The organism is Geodermatophilus saharensis (genome assembly GCF_900188205.1).
In the GTDB taxonomy this organism is placed as follows: Bacteria; Actinomycetota; Actinomycetes; order Mycobacteriales; family Geodermatophilaceae; genus Geodermatophilus; species Geodermatophilus saharensis.
This window is the reverse complement of record NZ_FZOH01000005.1, coordinates 280617-297628: the sequence shown is the minus strand read 5'-3', so window position 1 is coordinate 297628 and position 17012 is coordinate 280617. Positions and strand designations below refer to the sequence as shown.

The following is a 17012-nucleotide window of genomic DNA, read 5'->3' as shown; positions in this document are numbered from 1 at the left end:
CGCCGTGCACTTCCGCGGAAGTGCACGGGAGGGGTCAGCCCAGGGCGCCGGCCACGGCCAGCCGGGCGACGGCGTCGAGGTGCTCGGCGGCGTCCCCGAGCAGCAGCCGGTCGGTCTTGGCGCGGCGCCAGTACAGGTGGGCGTCGTGCTCCCAGGTGAAGCCGATGCCGCCGTGCACCTGCACCACCGTCTCGGCGGCCCGCTCGGACACCTCGGCGGCGTAGGCCTTGGCCGCGGAGGCGGCCAGCGGCAGCTCGTCGGGCGCGGAGTCGGCCGCCCACGCCGCCCACCACACCAGCGAGCGCAGCTGGTCCACGCCGACCCAGGCGTCGACGAGCATGTGCTTGACCGCCTGGTAGGAGCCGATCAGCCGGCCGAACGCCTCCCGCTGCCGCGCGTACCCGACGCCCATGAGGACGGCGCGGTCGGCGGCGCCGAGGTCCTCGGCGGCCAGCACCACCGCGGCCACCTGCCGCGCCCGCTCCCACAGCGCGCCGGCGTCCTCGGCCAGCACCCGGCGGGAGGTCAGCCGCACGCGGGCCAGGCCACGGGTGGCGTCCAGCGGCCGACCGGGGGTGACCTCGCCCTCGCCGACGACCAGGGCGCCGCCGTCGAGACCGAGGAAGACGGTGGCGTCGGCGGCGTCGATCGAGGGCGCCGAGCCGGTGACCGGACCGTCGAGGACGGCGATCGCCGCCGACCCGTCGGCCAGCTGCGCGGCGAGGTCGGGCGCGCCCTCGAGCAGCACCGCCGCCCGCGCGGCGGTGACCAGCGAGGGTCCGGCCAGCACCGCCCCGGCCTGCTCGGCGACGACGGCGAGGTCGAGCACGCTGCCGCCCGCGCCGCCGGCCGACTCGGGCACGGTGATCCCGAGGAACCCGATGTCGGCCAGCGCCTTGCGGCCGGGCGCCGGGACGCCGCCGCCGTCGAGCGCGGCCCGCGCGGCCGACAGCGGCACCGAGTCGGTGAAGAACTCGCGCGCGCCGGCCGCCGCGGCCCGCTGGTCGTCGGAGAGGTCGAAGTTCACCGTCGTCCTCCGGAGGAGAAGGGTGCGGTCTTGTCGGTGCGCGGTTCCGGCGGCAGGCCCAGCACCCGCTCGCCGAGGATGTTGCGCAGCACCTGGTCGGTGCCGCCGGCGATGGCGATGCCGGGGACGTAGGCCTGCGCGCGCTGCCAGGTGTCGTCGCCGTCGGCGGTGGCGCCGAGGACGGCGTCGTCGCCGAGCAGCCGGACGCCGGCGTCGGCCACCAGCCGGGCCGCCGCGGTGCCGCCGAGCTTGCCGGCGCTGGCCTCGGGCCCGGGCACGCCGCCCTGCGAGAGCGTGGTGAACCGCCGGTAGCCGGTGTAGCGGGTGGCCAGCGAGGCGACCAGCGCCCGGCCGACCGCCTGCCGGGCCAGCACCTGCGGCTCCGGGTCGAGGCCGGGCAGCCGCTCGCGGGCGTGCGCGGCCAGCGCCTCGGCCGACTGCCCGATGTCGCCGCCGGCGCCGCCGATGGCGACCCGCTCGTTCATCAGCGTGGTCAGCGCGACCCGCCAGCCCTCGCCGGGCTCGCCGAGCCGCTCGGCGTCGGGGATGCGGACGTCGTCGAAGAACACCTCGTTGAAGTCCGACCCGCCGCTCATCTGCCGCAGCGGCCGCACGGTGACGCCGGGGGCGTGCATGTCGACGACGAACATCGTCAGCCCGGCGTGCTTGGGCTTCCCCGGGTCGGTGCGGGTGAGCAGGATGCCGAAGTCGCTGACGTGCGCCAGCGTCGTCCACACCTTCTGCCCGTTGACCACCCAGTCCTCGCCGTCGCGCACCGCCGACGTGCGCAGCGCGGCGAGGTCCGAGCCCGACGCCGGCTCGCTGAACAGCTGGCACCAGACGTCGTCGGCGCGCAGCAGCCGGGCCAGGTAGCGGGAGCGCTGGTCGTCGCCCCCGTGGGCGATGACGGTGGGCCCGCACATGCCGATGCCGATGTGGTTGATCAGCGTGGGCACCCGGGCCCGCGCGAGCTCCTGCGCCACGATCGCCTGCTGCACCAGCGTGCCGCCCTGCCCGCCGTACTCGCGCGGCCAGGTGACGCCGACCAGCCCGGCCTCGGCCAGCACCCGCTGGGTCGCGCGCAGCTCGGCCTCCCGCGACCGCGCGTCCACCGGCTCACCGGGGGCCACGTGCAGCAGGTCGGCGGCGCGGTCGGTCAGCACCGACCGGACGTGCGCCCGGTAGGACGCCTCCTCGGGTGTGTCGTCGAAGTCCACGCGCTACCCCCTGCTCGTCGGGCCGGTCGCGCCGCAGCGTGACACCGGTCACCGGCGACGGTCAACGGTGACTGTTCGGCGCGGCGCCCGGCGCCTACCCTGCGCCGCGTGACCGCTGCCCCCGCCCCGCCCGGCCGACCCCCGGCGCGCTCGGCCCGGTCGGAGGGCAGCCGGGCGCTCATCCTCGACGCCGCCGTCGCCTGCCTGGTCGAGGACGGCTACGCGGGGGCCTCCACCCTCGCCGTGCAGGCCCGCGCCGGCGTGTCGCGCGGCCGGCTGCTGCACCACTTCCCCTCCCGCGCCGAGCTGCTGGTGGCCGCCGCCGGGCACCTGTCGACCACCCTGCTGGCCGAGGTCGAGGAGCGGGCCGCCGCGGTCATGGCCGACCAGCCGCCCGGCCCCGAGCGGGTCGACCGCGCCATCGACCTGATGTGGGCGACCTTCCACGAGCCGCCGTTCTGGGCGGCCATGGAGCTGTGGACCGCGGCGCGCACCGACCCCGGGCTGCGCACCGCCCTGCAGGTGGAGGAGCGGCGGCTGCGCGCGGCGATCCGGCGGGTGGCCGACGGCATCTGGGGTCCGGAGATCGCCGCCGCGCCGCTCTACGCCGAGCTGTGCGAGCTGCTGTTCACCAGCATGCGGGGGGTGGCCTGCGTGTACGCCTTCGCCGACCGCCCCGCCGCGACCGACCCGCACCTGGCGCTGTGGAAGCGGCTCGCCGCGCGGCTGCTCTTCGCCTCCTCGGAGGGCTGACCGTCAGGGTTGACCGCCCCCGGGGCCGCCGACAGCATGGCGCAGGTCACACCCCGACCGAGGAGGACCCGTGAGCGCCCCGATCCCCGTGCTCCAGGGCCGCGGCATGACCGCCGCCGACCAGCTCGCCCGCTGGGCCCGCCGGACCCCGGACGCGTGGGCGCTGCGCTTCGACGGCGGCGGGCGCACCTACGCCGAGACCGACGAGCGGGTCACCCGGCTCGCCCGGGCGCTGGCCGACCGCGGCGTCGGCACCGGCGACCGCGTCGCGGTGCTGGGGCTCAACTCGATGGAGGTCTGGGAGGCCTACCTGGCGGGTGTGCGGCTCGGCGCCGTCGTCGTCCCGGTCAACTTCCGGCTCGTCGCCGACGAGGTGGCCTACGTGCTCGCCGACTCCGGCGCCACCGCCCTCGTCGTCGACGCCGCGCTGGCCGAGGTGGCCACCAAGGCCCGCGAGCAGGCGCCCGGCGTGGCCACCGTGCTGACCGTCGGCGACGACCTCGAGGCCGCTCTCGCCGCCGCGTCGGCCGAGCCGCTCGACGTCGTGGTCGACGAGTCCGCGCCCGCCTTCATCATGTACACCTCGGGCACGACCGGGCGGCCCAAGGGCGCCGTGCTCACCCACCGCAACCTGCTCATGCACGTGTTCAGCCAGGTCACCCACCTCGGCTGGGACCCCGACGACCGGGTCGCCGTCCCGGGCGCGCCGCTGTTCCACATCGCCGGGCTGGCCGGCGGGCTGCCGCCGCTGCTGCTCGGCGGCACGCACGTGATCCTGCGCTCGGGCGGCTTCGACCCCGTGGCCACCCTCGACCTCATCGAGCGGGAGCGGGTCAGCAGCATCTTCCTGGTGCCGGCGATGTGGGCCGCGGTCGTGGCCGTCCCCGGCATCGCCGACCGCGACCTGTCCAGCCTGCGGCGCATCTCCTGGGGCGCGGCCCCGGCGTCGACGACGCTGCTGCGCGCCATGATCGACACCTTCCCGCAGGCGGAGGTGGTGACCGCCTTCGGCCAGACCGAGTGCAGCCCGGTCACCTGCTTCCTGCGCGGCGAGGACTCGGTGCGCAAGATCGGCTCGGTCGGCACCCCGATGCTCAACGTCGAGGTCCGCGTGGTCGACGACGCGATGAACGACGTCCCGCAGGGCGAGGTGGGCGAGATCGTCTACCGCAGCCCGATGGTGATGAAGGAGTACTGGGGCAAGCCCGAGGCGACGGCGGAGGCGTTCGCCGGCGGGTGGTTCCACTCCGGCGACCTGATCCGGCAGGACGAGGAGGGCTACTACTACGTCGTCGACCGCAAGAAGGACATGATCATCACCGGCGGCGAGAACGTGTACTGCGCCGAGGTCGAGGACGTCCTGGCCGCCCACCCCGGGGTGGCCGAGGTGGCGCTGATCGGCGTGCCCGACGCCCGCTACGGCGAGGCGCCACTGGCCGTGATCGCCCCGCGCGACGCCGAGGCCCCGCCCACGCCCGAGGAGCTCACCGCCTGGTGCCGGGAGCGGCTGGCCCGCTACAAGCACCCGCGCGAGTACGCGTTCGTGCCGGCGCTGCCCCGCAACCCCAGCGGCAAGGTGCTCAAGACCGCGCTGCGCACCGAGCACCGGGCCGGCTCGCTGGTCAGCGACCCCGCCGTCTGACCCTGCCCGTGCACTTCCGCGGAAGTGCACACCCCAGACCGGCACACCCTTGCCCGTGCACTTCCACGGAAGTGCACACCCCAGACCCGGCACACCCCTGTCGCCGGTGTGCGCGGTGCACAGCGGCGGCGGGCCACGACGGGGCCGGTCGCACCTCGACAGCCTCTTGTGACCTGGGCCACGCTGTCGCCACCCCGTACCGGACCGAGAGGACCCGCATGACCGCCACCCAGCCCGCGCCAGCTCCCACCGCCGCGAGCTGGCCGCCCGGGCTGCCGCGCTCGCTGGAGTACCCGGCGGTGCCGGTCGGGTCGATCCTGCGCGCGGCGGTGCGCCGCTGGGGCAGCCGGACGGCGTTCGTCGACCACGACGTCGAGCTCTCCTTCGACGAGCTCGGCGCGCGGGCCGCCGCGGTCGCCAACTGGCTGGCCGAGCACGGCGTGGGCCGCGGCGACGTGGTGGCGGTGCACATCCCCAACTGCCGCCAGTACCCGGCCGTGTACTACGGCGTGGTCATGGCCGGCGCGGTCTTCTCCCCCACCAACCCGCTGCTGCCGGCCGCCGACCTCGCCGCCCAGCTCAGCGACGCCGGCGCCACGGTGCTGGTCACCTGGGACCAGGTGCTGCCCTTCGTGCGCTCCGCGCTGGCGGCCACCCCGGTGCGGACCGTCGTCGTCACCGGCGAGGCGCACACCCTCGACTTCGGCGCCCGCCTGGAGGGCCTCGACGACGGCGACGTCGACCTCGCCGACCTGCTGGCCGCCGACCCCACCGACCGCCGCCTCGACGCCGGCGTCGACCCGGCCGCCGACCTCGCGCACCTGGCCTACACCGGCGGCACCACCGGGGTGAGCAAGGGGGTGGAGCTGCCGCACCGCAACGTGGTCACCAACGTGCTGCAGTCGGCGTGCTGGACCTCCGGGTCGGTGCCCGAGCTCGACGAGGCCGGCGACGTCACCCTCCGGCAGATGCTCGGCGAGGACGAGTACCCGATCCGGCTCGGCGGGGCCCGCCTGGTCAACCTCACCCCGTGGTTCCACGCCATGGGCGCCATCGGCTACCTCAACGGCATGGTCATGGCCGGGACGACGACGGTCATCCACATGCGCTTCGACCCGGTGAAGTACGTCGAGGACGCCGTCCGGTACCGGGTGACCAGCATCGGCGGCGCCCCGCCGGTGTTCGTGGCGCTGCTGCAGGTGCCCGGCATCGACGACGCCGACCTCTCCTCCGTCCGCGGGATCTCCAGCGGCGCCGCCCCGCTGCCGGTCCCGCTGATCGAGCGGCTGCAGGCGCTGCTGCCCGACGCCGTCATCGGCGAGGGCTACGGGCTGACCGAGGTCACGATGATGGCCACCGGCAACCCGTCGTTCCGGTCGGGCACCCGCAAGGCCGGCACGGTCGGGGTGCCGATCTTCGACACCGAGATCTCCATCCGCCCGCTCGGCGGGGGCGACGCGCTGCCGGCCGGCGAGCGCGGCGAGGTGTGCATCCGCGGCCCGCAGGTGATGCGCGGCTACGCCCACCGGCCCGAGGCGACCGCGGAGGCCATCGACGCCGACGGCTGGTTCCACAGCGGCGACGTCGGGGTGATCGACGAGGACGGCTACCTGTCGATCGTCGACCGCACCAAGGACATGCTGCTCTACAAGGGCTACAACGTGTTCCCGCGCGAGCTGGAGGAGATCCTCTTCGGCGTCCCGGGGGTGGCCGGCGCCGCCGTCGTCGGGCGGCCCGACGAGACGGCCGGTGAGCTGCCGGTGGCCTACGTCGTCCGCCGCGACGACGACGCCGGGCAGGCTCTGACGCCCGCGTCGGTGATGGCCGCGGTCAACGAGCGGGTCACCCCGTACAAGCGGCTGCGCGACGTCGTCTTCATCGACGCCATCCCGGTGTCGGCGGCGGGCAAGGTCCTCAAGCGGGAGCTGGCCGCGCGGGAGCGGGAGACCGCAGCCGAGGGCTGACCGATCGGGTGGCGGTGGCCCCGGCTCCCGGTGTCACCGCCGTCCGGTCGCTATCGTCCGCGCTGTGATGGGCGGAAGCGGCGCGCCGACGGAGGACCCGCACACCGGGGTCCAGATCGCCCACCAGGAGCAGTCGCCGGTCCGCCAGGTCTGGCAGCGGGTGGTGCTGGCGGCGTTCTTCCTCGCGCTGACGGTGTTCATCGTCTGGCTGGACCGGGAGTCCTACCGGGACGGCGACGAGGTCGGCATCACGCTGCTCGACGCCGTCTACTACTCCACGGTCACGCTGTCGACGACCGGCTACGGCGACATCACGCCCATCACCGAGGGCGCCCGGCTGGTGAACATCCTGTTCATCACGCCGCTGCGCGTCATGTTCCTGATCGTGCTCATCGGGACCACTCTGGAGGCGCTCACCGCGCGCTCGCGCGAGGAGTTCCGGATCCGTCGTTGGAGGTCCCGCGTGCGCCAGCACGTCATCGTGTGCGGCTACGGCACCAAGGGGCGCAGCGCCGTGCGGTCGCTGCGGGCCACCGGTACGCCGCTGGAGAGCATCGTCATCGTCGACGCCGACCAGCGCGCCATCGACGAGGCCAACTCCATCGGCCTGACCGGGATCGTCGGCGACGCCGGGCGCACCGACGTGCTGCGCCGGGCCCACGTCGAGCGCGCGCGGGCGGTCATCGTGGCGGCCAACCGCGACGACGCCTCGGTGCTCATCACGCTCACCGTGCGCCAGCTCAACCACAGCGTGCCGATCACCACCAGCGTGCGCGAGGAGGAGAACGCGCAGCTGCTGCGGCAGTCCGGCGCCGACACCGTCATCACCACGTCGGCCACGTCGGGCCGGCTGCTGGGCCTGTCCACCGACAGCCCGCGGGTGGTCTCGGTGGTGGAGGACCTGCTCACCGGCGGGCAGGGGCTGGACCTGTCACAGCGCGAGGTGACCGCCGGGGAGGTGGGCCTGGGCCCGCGCGACCTGCGCGACATCGTGCTGTCGGTGACCCGCGGCGGGCGCACGCTGCGCTTCGACGACCCCCTGATCGGCACGCTGCAGAGCGAGGACGTGCTGGTCGTCGTCCGCTCGCACGGGCCCACCGGCCTCTACGCGCGCGCCTAGGTCGGCACCGGCACGGTCAGACCGGCAGCGCGGCGACCGCTGCGGCCAGCCGGGCGTCGGCGAGCACCAGGTCGGCGGCGGTGGTGTGCCAGCCGGCGACCAGCAGCAGCGGCCAGGGTCCCTCGTCGTCGGCGGAGGCGGTGGCCGCGACGAGACCGGCCTGCGCCACGGCGCGGCACGCGATGGGGTTCACGGGGATCCTCCTGTCGTCCGTGACCAGGAGATCGGCACCGGCGGCCCGGTGGTGCAGCCGGGCGCGCGCCCTCACCCCTCCGAGGGGGTGCGACGAGGACCGCGGCGTGCTGCGGTCTCCCGCGGGTAGCCGAGGAGAGGGGAACCGATGACCGCCGCCGGCTCCCAGGACCGGCCCGCGGCACCCGCACGACCGGCCTGAGGCCGGGCGGTCGGACGGTGTGCAGCCGACCTGACCCGGTCGGTCACCGCCACGCCGTCCGGTCGCCGGACACGCCGGTGCCGGAACGCCGGTGGTGCGGAGAGGGTGGACCGCCGCAGCGCCGGCACCGTGGGATGGGCGCCCCGGCCGCTCCGACCCGTGGAGGACGCCGTGCGTCCGACCCTGCTCCCCCGCCGCCGCGCACTCCTCGCCGTCTCCCTCACCGCCCTGGCCACCACGCTGCTGCTCCCTCCGCCAGCCTCGGCCGCCCTCGACGGTCCGGCCGCCCCGGCACCGGCCCCGGCTCCCGTCGAGGAGGCCGCTCCCTACGTCGCCCAGGCCGTCTGCGACCCCGCCGCCAAGCCCGGCACCCGCGCCCTCGCCGACGCGCTGCTCGACCACTACGGCACCGGCAGCGTCGGCATCTCCCGCGACTGCTCGGCCGGCGGGACCAGCGAGCACAAGGAGGGCCGCGCCCTCGACTGGATGCTCGACGCGACCGCCCCGGCCGAGGCCGCGGTGGCGCAGGCCTTCCTCGACTGGCTGGCCGCACCCGGCCCGGACGGCGAGCGGGCCTGGGCCGCGCGCCGGCTCGGCGTCATGTACGTCATCTGGAACCGGGAGATCTGGTCGCCCTCCCGGGGCGGGTGGCAGCCCTACACCGGGCCGAACCCGCACACCGACCACGTGCACGTCTCGCTGTCGTGGGCCGGCGCGCTGCGGCTGACGTCCTGGTGGACCGGGACGACGGCGCGGGTGGACCAGGGGCCGTGCACGCCCGACCCCGGCCCGGCCGGGACGCCCGCGTGCGGCCCGGGCCAGGAGCAGCCGGCGCCCGGTCCCGGCTCGGCGGCCCAGCCGCAGGAGCAGCCCGACACCCCGGCGGCCAGCGCCGAGGAGCGGGCGCTGGCCGAACTCGCCGGGCTGCGGGAGGAGTCGCTCGCCCGGCTGACGACCGACGGCCGGTGGGTGGCCCAGCTGGCGTCCAAGGACGTCGGGATCGTCGACCCGCTGCAGACCGCGCAGAACGGCACGCACACCTTCCGCGCCGTCGACATCCTGGCCGAGAACCGCGCCGCGCTGGCCACGGTGGGCGACCCGGCCGCCGTCCTCACGCTGCACGGCACCGACTTCGGCCGGAACGCCCGCACCGTGGACGGCGACCCGTTCTGGATGACCGTGGTCGACGTCGGCGCCGGCGGCCGGGCCGACGTCGAGGCGTGGTGCGCCGCCACCTATCCGCAGCTCACCGGGGACGAGCTGGCCAACTCCTGCGTGCCGCGGCGGCTGACCCCGTCGCGGGGCTGACGGGCGGGGCGGCTCCTGGCCCGGGAGCCGCCCCCCGTTCGTCAGACCGGGGTCTCGAGGAGCTCGCCGAGGTTGCGGTCGACCTCGTCGAGGTAGGTCTTCTCGAAGCCGAAGAGCCCGAAGTGGCCGGCGATGCTGGGCAGCACCCGCAGCTCGCTGCCGGGGACCAGGGCCTGCTCGGCGGCGCAGTCGCGCGGCGGGAAGAACATGTCCTCGTCGATCGGCATGACGAAGGTCTTCGCGGTGATCCGGCCCAGCGCCGCGGCGAGGTCGCCGCCGGTGTGCCGGGCGACGTCGCCGCGCTGCCACTTCCACGCCATGCTCAGCAGGGCGTTGGGGTCCATCGCGAGGAAGACCGCCCGCACGAACCGCTCCTGGAACTCCTCGAACGTCGACCACGTGACGTCGGGCAGCTCGATGGTCCGCCAGAACTCGGTCTTCCAGAACTCGGTCGACAGCCCCAGCACCGCCCAGATGTCGGCGTGCCGGCGCAGCCCGTCGGCGACCTCGGTGTGCGAGCGGTACTCACCGCCGTTCCAGCCGGGGTCGGAGGTGATGGCGTCCATCAGCGTCTGGGTGAACAGGAAGTCGTGCGGGGTGTTCTGCGCGGTGCCGGCGATGGGCGCGGCGCGCAGCACCCGCTCGGGGAACCGCACCGCCCACTCGTAGGTCTGCTGGGCGCCCATGGAACCGCCCACGACCAGCGCCCACCGCTCGATGCCGAACAGCTCCGCGGCCAGCTGCTGCTGCGCGCGGACGTCGTCGCCGATGCGGACGTGCGGGAACCCCGACATCGCGATGTCGCCGTCGGCGTTGTGCGGGGAGGTGCACAGCCCGTTGCCGATCTGGTTGACGACCACGATGAACCAGCGGGAGGGGTCCAGCGCGCGGCCCGGGCCGATGTAGACCTGCTCCCAGGTGGCGTGGGTGCCGCTGAACCAGGTGGGGATGAGGACCGCGTTGTCCTTGGCCTCGTTGAGTTCCCCGTACGTGGCGTAGGCCATCTGCAGGTCGGGGATGTGGCCGCCCTCCTCGAGGTCGAAGCCGCCCAGCGAGTGCAGGTGGTAGGCGCCCTGCACCTCGGGTGTGTAGAAGGGGTTCTCGATCACGGCAGCTCCTCGTCTCGGCAGGCGGTGACCTCGGTCACTCTGGCCTGTCGACCGCCGACGCGCGAGGGCCCCGCGCGGACCGGAGTCCGGGCGGGGCCCTCGACGAGGGGGCTGGTGCGATCCTGGCGAGAAGCAAGCCAGTGGGTGGACTGCCCGCTTCCCGAGTCCCTGCGCCTGCCTCGCACACGGCTCGCTCCACGTCTGCACACCGCGAGGCACCCTCGTCCTACGTCGGAGCCCCTGCCCGCGGATGACGTGCACCGCCGCCACCGGATCGGGCGACCAGCAGGCAGCGTCGGGCCACGGCGGGATGGCCCGGGTTCACGCGTGGGCTCGCACGCGGGCGCCCTCCACGGTTGCTCGGGCAGCCCGGGGCCACGTCCATGCGGCTCGCAGGATGAAGGCCAGGAGGAGCACCTCGAGTCCGATGGAGAAGCCGTAGAAGTAGGAGTAGCTCCAGGACTCCTCGCCGGCCACGTTGTACACCGAGACCGGGATGTAGAGCGCCGCCACGACGAGGTTGGTGGCGCGGTTGACACGGGCGGGCAGTGCCGTCGAGAGCAGGATCATGAGGATCGGGACGGCCACGAGCGTGAGCGCGAGGGCGACGAAGGTCGGGCCGGTGTCGAACTCGTGGACGACGCCGACCAGGATCTCGTCGAGGCTCCCGGGCTTGTACAGGTGGAGGTAGTCGACGTAGATGTAGAGGAACACGAAGCTGGCCCAGGCCGCTGCGAGCTTCGCTCGAACCGGGAGCTGCGCTTCCTGGAGTGCGCCGGCGGTCGTACTGCTTCTGGTCATCACTTCTCCTGTGTGCTGGCGGGCTGGCCTGCTCGGCTCAGTCGATGTCTCCACCATGACCAGCGATGACGGGCACCACATCCGCCTGCGGGCTCCAGCCGTCCTGGCCGCGGGGACGGGACATCCGCAGTACTTTCGGCTGATCCACCCGAGCGGCGGCCCCTCTACGTTGGCCGGGAGGGGGAGCACATGCTTGCTGGGGTCTGGGCTGAGTCTCGCCCGCCGCGCCCGCCGGTGCGGGTCTGGCGGGACTGGGCGCTCTTCTCGGGTCTCGTCGCGATCTCGCTCATCGAGATGCTGCTGCGCGACGACAGGGCCTGGGCGCCTGTGGTGGTCGGTGTCAGCGTCGTCGTCGCGGCGTGCCTGCTGTGGCGGCGCACGCGGCCGCTGGCCGCGGTCGCCGTGGCCTTCGGAGCCGTCCTCGCCTTCGACACCGCGAGGATCGTGGCCATCGATGCCACCGGCCTGCAGAGCATCGCAGCGCTGCTCGTGCTGCCCTACGCCCTGCTGCGCTGGGGGGCAGGTCGCGAGGCCGTCCTCGGGCTCGGCATCATCCTCGTCTGGCTTCCCGTCACCCTCGTCGCGAACCCGGCCTCACCCGCGGAGATGGTCGCTGGCTACGGCTTCTTCCTGTTCTCGGCCGCGCTCGGCGCGGCAGTGCGCTACCGCAGCAGGAGCCACGACCGCGAGATCGAGCAGGTGCGGCTGCGCCAGCGCAACGAGCTCGCCCGCGAGCTGCACGACACGGTCGGCCACCGCGTCTCGGCCATCGCCGTCCAGGCGCAGGCAGGTCGCGCGCTGTCGGCCGCAGATCCGGAGCGCGCGCTGGCCACCCTGATCACCATCGAAGAAGAGGCGTCCCGGACGCTCACGGAGATGCGAGCCCTCGTGGGTGTGCTGCGTGACGGAACGGACGTCGATCTCGCCCCCCGGCGAGGGGTGGTGGACGTCGAACAACTCGCTCGCCCCGGCGGCGAGGTGCCCGGCGTCCGCGTGCAGGTCGCCGGTGACATCGAGGCCATCGACCCAGCAGTCAGCACCGCTCTCTACCTGATCGCCGCCGAAGCGGTCACCAATGCGACCCGCCACGCCTCGGGCGCCACCCACGTCAGCGTGGACGTCACCACCCGCCGCAGCCGGGTGCACCTGCGGGTGCACGACGACGGCGGGGCGGGTACGACCAGCCCCTCGCACGATGGGTACGGGCTGCGCGGCATGGCCGAGCGGGCGAGCTTGCTCGGGGGCACCCTGCGGGCCGGACCTGACCCAGGCGGCGGCTGGAGCGTCGACGCCTCGCTTCCTCGGACGGTGCGCCCGTCATGACGATCCGCGTACTCGTCGCTGACGATCAGGACATCGTCAGGGCGGGGCTCTGCATGATCCTCGACGCCCAACCGGGCATCGCCGTCGTCGGCGAAGCCGCCGACGGCCGGCGGGCCATCGCCATGGCTCGTTCGCTACGCCCCGACGTGTGCCTGCTGGACATCCGGATGCCCGAGGTCGACGGGATCGAGGCCACTCGGCAGCTCGCCGGACCCGACGTCGCCGATCCTCTGGCCGTCGTCGTCATCACCACGTTCGACCTCGACGATTACGTCTACGGCGCGCTGAAGGCAGGCGCCCGCGGCTTCCTGCTCAAGGACGCCGGTACGGAGATGCTCACCCAGGCCGTCCATGCCGCTGCCCGTGGCGACGCCCTGATCGCACCGAGCATCACGGCTCGGCTCCTGTCCTCCTTCGCCAGCAGGCGCTCGCGGTCGATGCCACCCGAGCCCGTCGAGGCGCTCACCGCTCGGGAGGAACAGGTCTTGCTCGCTGCCGCTCGCGGGCGGACCAACGGCGAGATCGGCGACGAGCTGTCCATCAGCCTCAGCACCGTCAAGACGCACATCGCCGCTCTCATGCGCAAGCTCGGTGCGCGCAACCGCGTGGAGATCGTCATGTGGGCCTACGAGACGGGCCGCGTCGACACCTGACGCGTGAGCCCACTCGCCCGGCAGGTCGGATCGCCTCGGTCCCAGGCGCTCGGTCGCCACGACCGCACACGACGAAGCCGGGGCCACCGCTGTCCGCGGTGGCCCCGGCTTCTCGCCAACCAGGGGCATGGCTCTCGCCGAGACCCCAGGGGTGGGGTGGAGGTGGCGGGAATCGAACCCGCGTCCTGCGACGCATCACCAGGGCTTCTCCGAGCGCAGTCCGCTGCGTCTCTGCTCGACCCTCCCGATCTCACGGACGAGACGGGATGACGGGCCCAGTCACTGTGTGGTGTCCCGCGTGCGCCCGCGACCGGCGCACACGGTCAGTCATCTAGCTGATGCCAGGATCCGGGTCGATGACGAACCCGGGCTGACAGACCCGCTCTAGCTACTCAGGCAGCGAGAGCGAAGTCAGCGCGACTGGAGTCGGCGCTTGTGTTGTTCCGACGCGTGGTTAACGAGCTCATCGTCGGCTTCCTCGGCTCGCTTCCCCTGGTCACCCGACCGCAGTCGAGACCATTCACCCCCTGTGTAGTTGTGCACCCATCCTAACCGGGGCGGCCACCGCGTTGTTCCCCCCGCGACCCGAAGTCGTCGATCATCGGCTGCGTGCCGCTCGACACGCCGGGCGACGGCGTGTCGTCGTGCACGCATCCGATGATCAACAGCAGCGGCAGCTCAGATCCAGTCGCGGCGCTTGAACACCGCGTACAGGGTCAGGCTGACGCCCAGCATCAGCACCAGCGCGAACGGGTAGCCCAGGTGCCACGACAGCTCGGGCATGTCCTCGAAGTTCATCCCGTACACCGTGCCCACCAGCGTGGGGGCGAACAGGATGGCCGCCCACGCGGAGATCTTCTTGACCTCCTCGCCCTGCGCGATCGAGGCCTCGGTGAGCTCGCGGATCTCGTCGTTCTGCCGCTGCGCCACGAGGGTCGCGTTCACGGTGAGGATGTCGCGCAGCTGCAGCCGGAACGCCTCGATGCGCTCGTTGACCTGGGTGACGTGGTCGGCGACGTCGCGCAGGTAGCTGCGCAGGTCCTCGTCGACGCCGTACTTGTCGAACCCGGCGGTGATCGCGGCGAGGATGCCGGTCAGCGGCTGCGCGGCCCGCTGGAACTCCAGGACCTCCTGCGACAGCTCGTAGATGCGCCGCGAGACGCCCGGGTCGCCGCGGAAGACCTCGGTCTCGATCTCGTCGATGTCGTTGGCCAGGCCGGCGACCACCGGGGAGTACCCGTCGACGACGGCGTCGAGGATCGCGTAGAGCACCGCCTCGCTGCCCTTGGCCAGCAGCGCCGGCTCGCTCTCCAGCCGCCGCCGCACGCGGGCCAGGTCGGGTGACTCGCTGTGCCGGACGGTGACGGCGAACTGCTGCCCGAGGAACAGGTGCAGCTCGCCGAACTCCACCTCCTCGGTCGCGTCGAGGTACCGGGCGGCCTTGAGGACGACGAACAGCGTGTCGCCGTAGCGCTCGAACTTCGGCCGCTGGTGGGCCTGGATGGCGTCCTCGACGGCCAGCTCGGGCAGCCCGTACTGCTCGGCGAGCTCCCCCAGCTCGGCGGGCTCGGGCCGGTAGAGGCCCAGCCACACCAGCCGGTCGTCGAAGCCCTCGGTGAGCCAGTCGTGGCTCTCCTCCGCCGACGACGGCGTGGCGATGCGCCGGCCACCGGCGTAGACGGCGTTGTCGACCAGCCGCGACTGGCGCACCGGCGGCACCGGCGCAGGCGCGGGCGGCGCGGGGCGCAGCACCGGCGGGCGCGGGCGACGGCCCAGGGTGGACAGGGCGGTGAGGGGCGCGAGGCGACGGTCGGCCATGGCGGGGCTCCCGGGGACGCTGGGTGGCAGGACTCAGCGGAGGCCCTCCACGCACCGGCGCCCCGGCACGCGCGGCGGCCGGGAGCTAGGCGGGGAGGACCTCGGGACTGGGACTGGGCGGTTCGCTGCGCACGGCGCTGCCCTCCCTTCCCGTCGACCGGTGCCCGCCGTCACGCGGGCCGTCCTCCATCGTGACACGCGGTGCCACCCGGACCCACTCCGGAGGGGATGACTTCCCCCTCCGTTCACCCACCGGTCAGACGACCGGTCACACGTCCAGGACCAGGCCCACCATCAGCGGCAGCAGCAGGACGATCAGCAGCGCGCCGAGGACGTCGAAGGAGATCCCGGACCGGATCATCTTCGTGATCGGCACGACGCCGGACCCGTAGACGATGGCGTTCTGCGGCGTGGACACCGGCAGCATGAACCCGAAGGACGCCGCGAACGTCGCGGCGAGCGCCGGCACGAACGGGTTGATCCCCGCGGCCACCGCCACCGGGATGATGATCGGCACCACGACCGCCGCGGACGCGGTGTTCGACGTGGTCTCCGAGATGATGATCGCGAGGATCACCGCGAACACCGTGATGGCGAAGGTGCTGGTCAGCCCGAGGGTGTCGGCCGAGGCGTTGCCGATCGTCTCGGCCAGACCGGTGTCGGCCAGCAGCGACCCGAAGATGATGCCGGTGCCGAACAGCAGGATCGTGCCCCAGTCGATCTTCGCCGCGTCGGACCAGTTGAGGGTGAACTCCCGGCTCTTCCAGTCGGTGGGCAGCAGGAACAGCAGCGAGGCGCCGAGGACGGCGACGATGCCCTCGTCGATGCGGTCGCTGATCGTCGTGTAGAGGTCGGAGTCGGTGCCGGCGGTCAGCGCGATGACGCCGGGGAAGATCCACAGCGCGACGGTGACGCCGAAGGCGACCAGGGTGTTCTTCTCCGCCCGGGAGACCGGGCCGAGCTGGGCACGCTCGCGGGCCACGTACTCGTGCACGCCCTCGATCCGCTTGATCTCCGGGCGGTTGAGCAGCAGCAGGACCCCCGCCAGCGCCACGAACATCAGCGCGCAGATCGGCAGCGCCATGAGCATCCACTGGAGGAAACCGATCCGCTCCCCCGTCGCCTCCTCGATCAGCCCGCGGCCGATGAGGTTCGGCGGCGTCCCCACCGGGGTGATCAGCCCGCCCACGCTCGCGCCGTAGGCCAGCATCAGCATCAGCGCGACGCCCACCCGCAGCCGCAGCGGGTCGAAGTCCGGCGGCACGAGCTCCTTGTCCTGCATCAGCTTGGCGATCACCGAGAGGATGCCGATCGCCGTGGGCAGCAGCATCGCGACGGTGGCGGTGTTGGAGACGAACGCCGAGAGCACCGCGGTGATCAGTCCGAAGGCGATGACGACCCGCGCGGTGGAGGCGCCCACCCACCTCATCGACAGGATCGCCATGGCGAAGCGCCGTGCGACGCCGTGCTTGAGCATCGCCGCGGCCAGGATGAACGCGCCGATGAAGGTGAACACCGTCGTCGACCCGAGCGGCCCGACGGCGTCGTCGGCCGGCACGACGCCGAGCACCGCGATGGCGCCGACGCCGATGAGCCCGCCGATCGGGATGGGCACCGGCTCGGTGATCCACAGGACGATGACGCCGAGCAGGACGGCGGCCAGCAGGTGCTGGTCGCGCGGCAGGTCCAGCGGCAGCAGCGCGAAGACGATGGTCACGACCGGGGCGAGGAACAGCCCGACGGTGCGCCGTCCCTTCTCGAAGCGCTCCTCGGCCGGGCTGAGCCGCTGCTCCCCCAGGCTGCGGTAGGTGGCCGAGCCGCGGAAGGCGGCGTCGACGTCGGTGCGCTGCCCGGGCCCGCCCGGACGCTCGATGGTGGCCATG

Annotated in this window: 14 protein-coding genes and 1 other RNA gene; 7 read left to right on the top strand and 8 right to left on the bottom strand. The window is 73.5% G+C overall.

What is annotated here, in order from left to right; all coding sequences use genetic code 11:
- Nucleotides 1–34: 34 nt before the first annotated feature.
- Both CHC04_RS14800 and CHC04_RS14795 read right to left on the bottom strand, forming a co-directional pair.
- The gene (locus CHC04_RS14800; protein WP_089404702.1) at nt 35–1027 is read right to left on the bottom strand and encodes an acyl-CoA dehydrogenase family protein; all 993 of its coding nucleotides are present in this window, start codon (nt 1025–1027) and stop codon (nt 35–37) included.
- Nucleotides 1024–2244, bottom strand: a complete 1221-nt coding sequence (locus CHC04_RS14795) for an acyl-CoA dehydrogenase family protein (RefSeq protein ID WP_089404701.1) — start codon at nt 2242–2244, stop codon at nt 1024–1026. The genes CHC04_RS14800 and CHC04_RS14795 overlap by 4 nt, the downstream gene beginning before the upstream one ends.
- Nucleotides 2245–2352: 108 nt before the next feature.
- Between CHC04_RS14795 and CHC04_RS14790 the strand changes: the two genes are divergently transcribed.
- The 4 genes from CHC04_RS14790 to CHC04_RS14775 all read left to right on the top strand — a co-directional run bounded on the left by CHC04_RS14790 (nt 2353) and on the right by CHC04_RS14775 (nt 7723).
- A complete protein-coding gene (locus CHC04_RS14790) occupies nt 2353–2997 on the top strand; it encodes a TetR/AcrR family transcriptional regulator (RefSeq protein WP_089404700.1) in 645 nt (214 codons plus the stop codon).
- Nucleotides 2998–3067: 70 nt separating this feature from the next.
- Nucleotides 3068–4639: a long-chain-fatty-acid--CoA ligase gene (locus tag CHC04_RS14785; protein ID WP_217897379.1), complete on the top strand. Its 1572-nt coding sequence runs from the start codon at nt 3068–3070 to the stop codon at nt 4637–4639.
- 218 nt (nt 4640–4857) lie between these two features.
- The gene (locus CHC04_RS14780; protein WP_089404699.1) at nt 4858–6603 is read left to right on the top strand and encodes a class I adenylate-forming enzyme family protein; all 1746 of its coding nucleotides are present in this window, start codon (nt 4858–4860) and stop codon (nt 6601–6603) included.
- Between the two features lie 67 nt (nt 6604–6670).
- Nucleotides 6671–7723: a potassium channel family protein gene (locus tag CHC04_RS14775; RefSeq protein ID WP_089404698.1), complete on the top strand. Its 1053-nt coding sequence runs from the start codon at nt 6671–6673 to the stop codon at nt 7721–7723.
- Between the two features lie 16 nt (nt 7724–7739).
- Here CHC04_RS14775 and CHC04_RS24240 read toward each other — a convergent pair whose 3' ends face one another.
- Nucleotides 7740–7916 (bottom strand): hypothetical protein, encoded by a 177-nt coding sequence (locus tag CHC04_RS24240; RefSeq protein ID WP_176450022.1) that lies wholly within the window; start codon nt 7914–7916, stop codon nt 7740–7742.
- A gap of 372 nt (nt 7917–8288) precedes the next feature.
- On the opposite strand from CHC04_RS24240, the gene CHC04_RS14770 reads away from it, so the two are divergent.
- Complete coding sequence (locus tag CHC04_RS14770) at nt 8289–9425, top strand: VldE C-terminal domain-containing protein (RefSeq protein ID WP_141233818.1); 1137 nt, start codon at nt 8289–8291, stop codon at nt 9423–9425.
- Nucleotides 9426–9466: 41 nt separating this feature from the next.
- On the opposite strand, the gene CHC04_RS14765 is transcribed toward CHC04_RS14770, so the two are convergent.
- Complete coding sequence (locus CHC04_RS14765) at nt 9467–10534, bottom strand: alpha/beta fold hydrolase (protein ID WP_089404696.1); 1068 nt, start codon at nt 10532–10534, stop codon at nt 9467–9469.
- A gap of 321 nt (nt 10535–10855) precedes the next feature.
- Nucleotides 10856–11335 (bottom strand): DUF6326 family protein, encoded by a 480-nt coding sequence (locus CHC04_RS14760; RefSeq protein WP_089404774.1) that lies wholly within the window; start codon nt 11333–11335, stop codon nt 10856–10858.
- 189 nt (nt 11336–11524) lie between these two features.
- On the opposite strand from CHC04_RS14760, the gene CHC04_RS14755 reads away from it, so the two are divergent.
- A complete protein-coding gene (locus CHC04_RS14755; RefSeq protein ID WP_089404695.1) occupies nt 11525–12658 on the top strand; it encodes a sensor histidine kinase in 1134 nt (377 codons plus the stop codon).
- The gene (locus CHC04_RS14750; protein WP_089404694.1) at nt 12655–13311 is read left to right on the top strand and encodes a response regulator transcription factor; all 657 of its coding nucleotides are present in this window, start codon (nt 12655–12657) and stop codon (nt 13309–13311) included. The genes CHC04_RS14755 and CHC04_RS14750 overlap by 4 nt, the downstream gene beginning before the upstream one ends.
- Nucleotides 13312–13465: 154 nt before the next feature.
- On the opposite strand, the gene ssrA is transcribed toward CHC04_RS14750, so the two are convergent.
- The 3 genes from ssrA to CHC04_RS14735 all read right to left on the bottom strand — a co-directional run bounded on the left by ssrA (nt 13466) and on the right by CHC04_RS14735 (nt 17011).
- Nucleotides 13466–13839, bottom strand: a transfer-messenger RNA (tmRNA) gene (ssrA, locus tag CHC04_RS14745).
- A gap of 150 nt (nt 13840–13989) precedes the next feature.
- The gene (locus tag CHC04_RS14740; RefSeq protein WP_089404693.1) at nt 13990–15129 is read right to left on the bottom strand and encodes a magnesium and cobalt transport protein CorA; all 1140 of its coding nucleotides are present in this window, start codon (nt 15127–15129) and stop codon (nt 13990–13992) included.
- 268 nt (nt 15130–15397) lie between these two features.
- On the bottom strand, nt 15398–17011 hold the full coding sequence (locus CHC04_RS14735) for an SLC13 family permease (protein WP_089404692.1): 1614 nt from the start codon (nt 17009–17011) through the stop codon (nt 15398–15400).
- Between the last annotated feature and the right edge of the window lies 1 nt (nt 17012).

Coding starts and splice junctions, on each gene's coding strand:
- CHC04_RS14780 (WP_089404699.1), top strand. CDS start 4,858: ATGACCGCCACCCAGCCCGCGCCAGCTCCCACCGCCGCGAGCTGGCCG.
- CHC04_RS14775 (WP_089404698.1), top strand. CDS start 6,671: ATGGGCGGAAGCGGCGCGCCGACGGAGGACCCGCACACCGGGGTCCAG.
- CHC04_RS14760 (WP_089404774.1), bottom strand. CDS start 11,335: ATGACCAGAAGCAGTACGACCGCCGGCGCACTCCAGGAAGCGCAGCTC.
- CHC04_RS14755 (WP_089404695.1), top strand. CDS start 11,525: ATGCTTGCTGGGGTCTGGGCTGAGTCTCGCCCGCCGCGCCCGCCGGTG.
- CHC04_RS14750 (WP_089404694.1), top strand. CDS start 12,655: ATGACGATCCGCGTACTCGTCGCTGACGATCAGGACATCGTCAGGGCG.
- CHC04_RS14740 (WP_089404693.1), bottom strand. CDS start 15,129: ATGGCCGACCGTCGCCTCGCGCCCCTCACCGCCCTGTCCACCCTGGGC.
- CHC04_RS14735 (WP_089404692.1), bottom strand. CDS start 17,011: ATGGCCACCATCGAGCGTCCGGGCGGGCCCGGGCAGCGCACCGACGTC.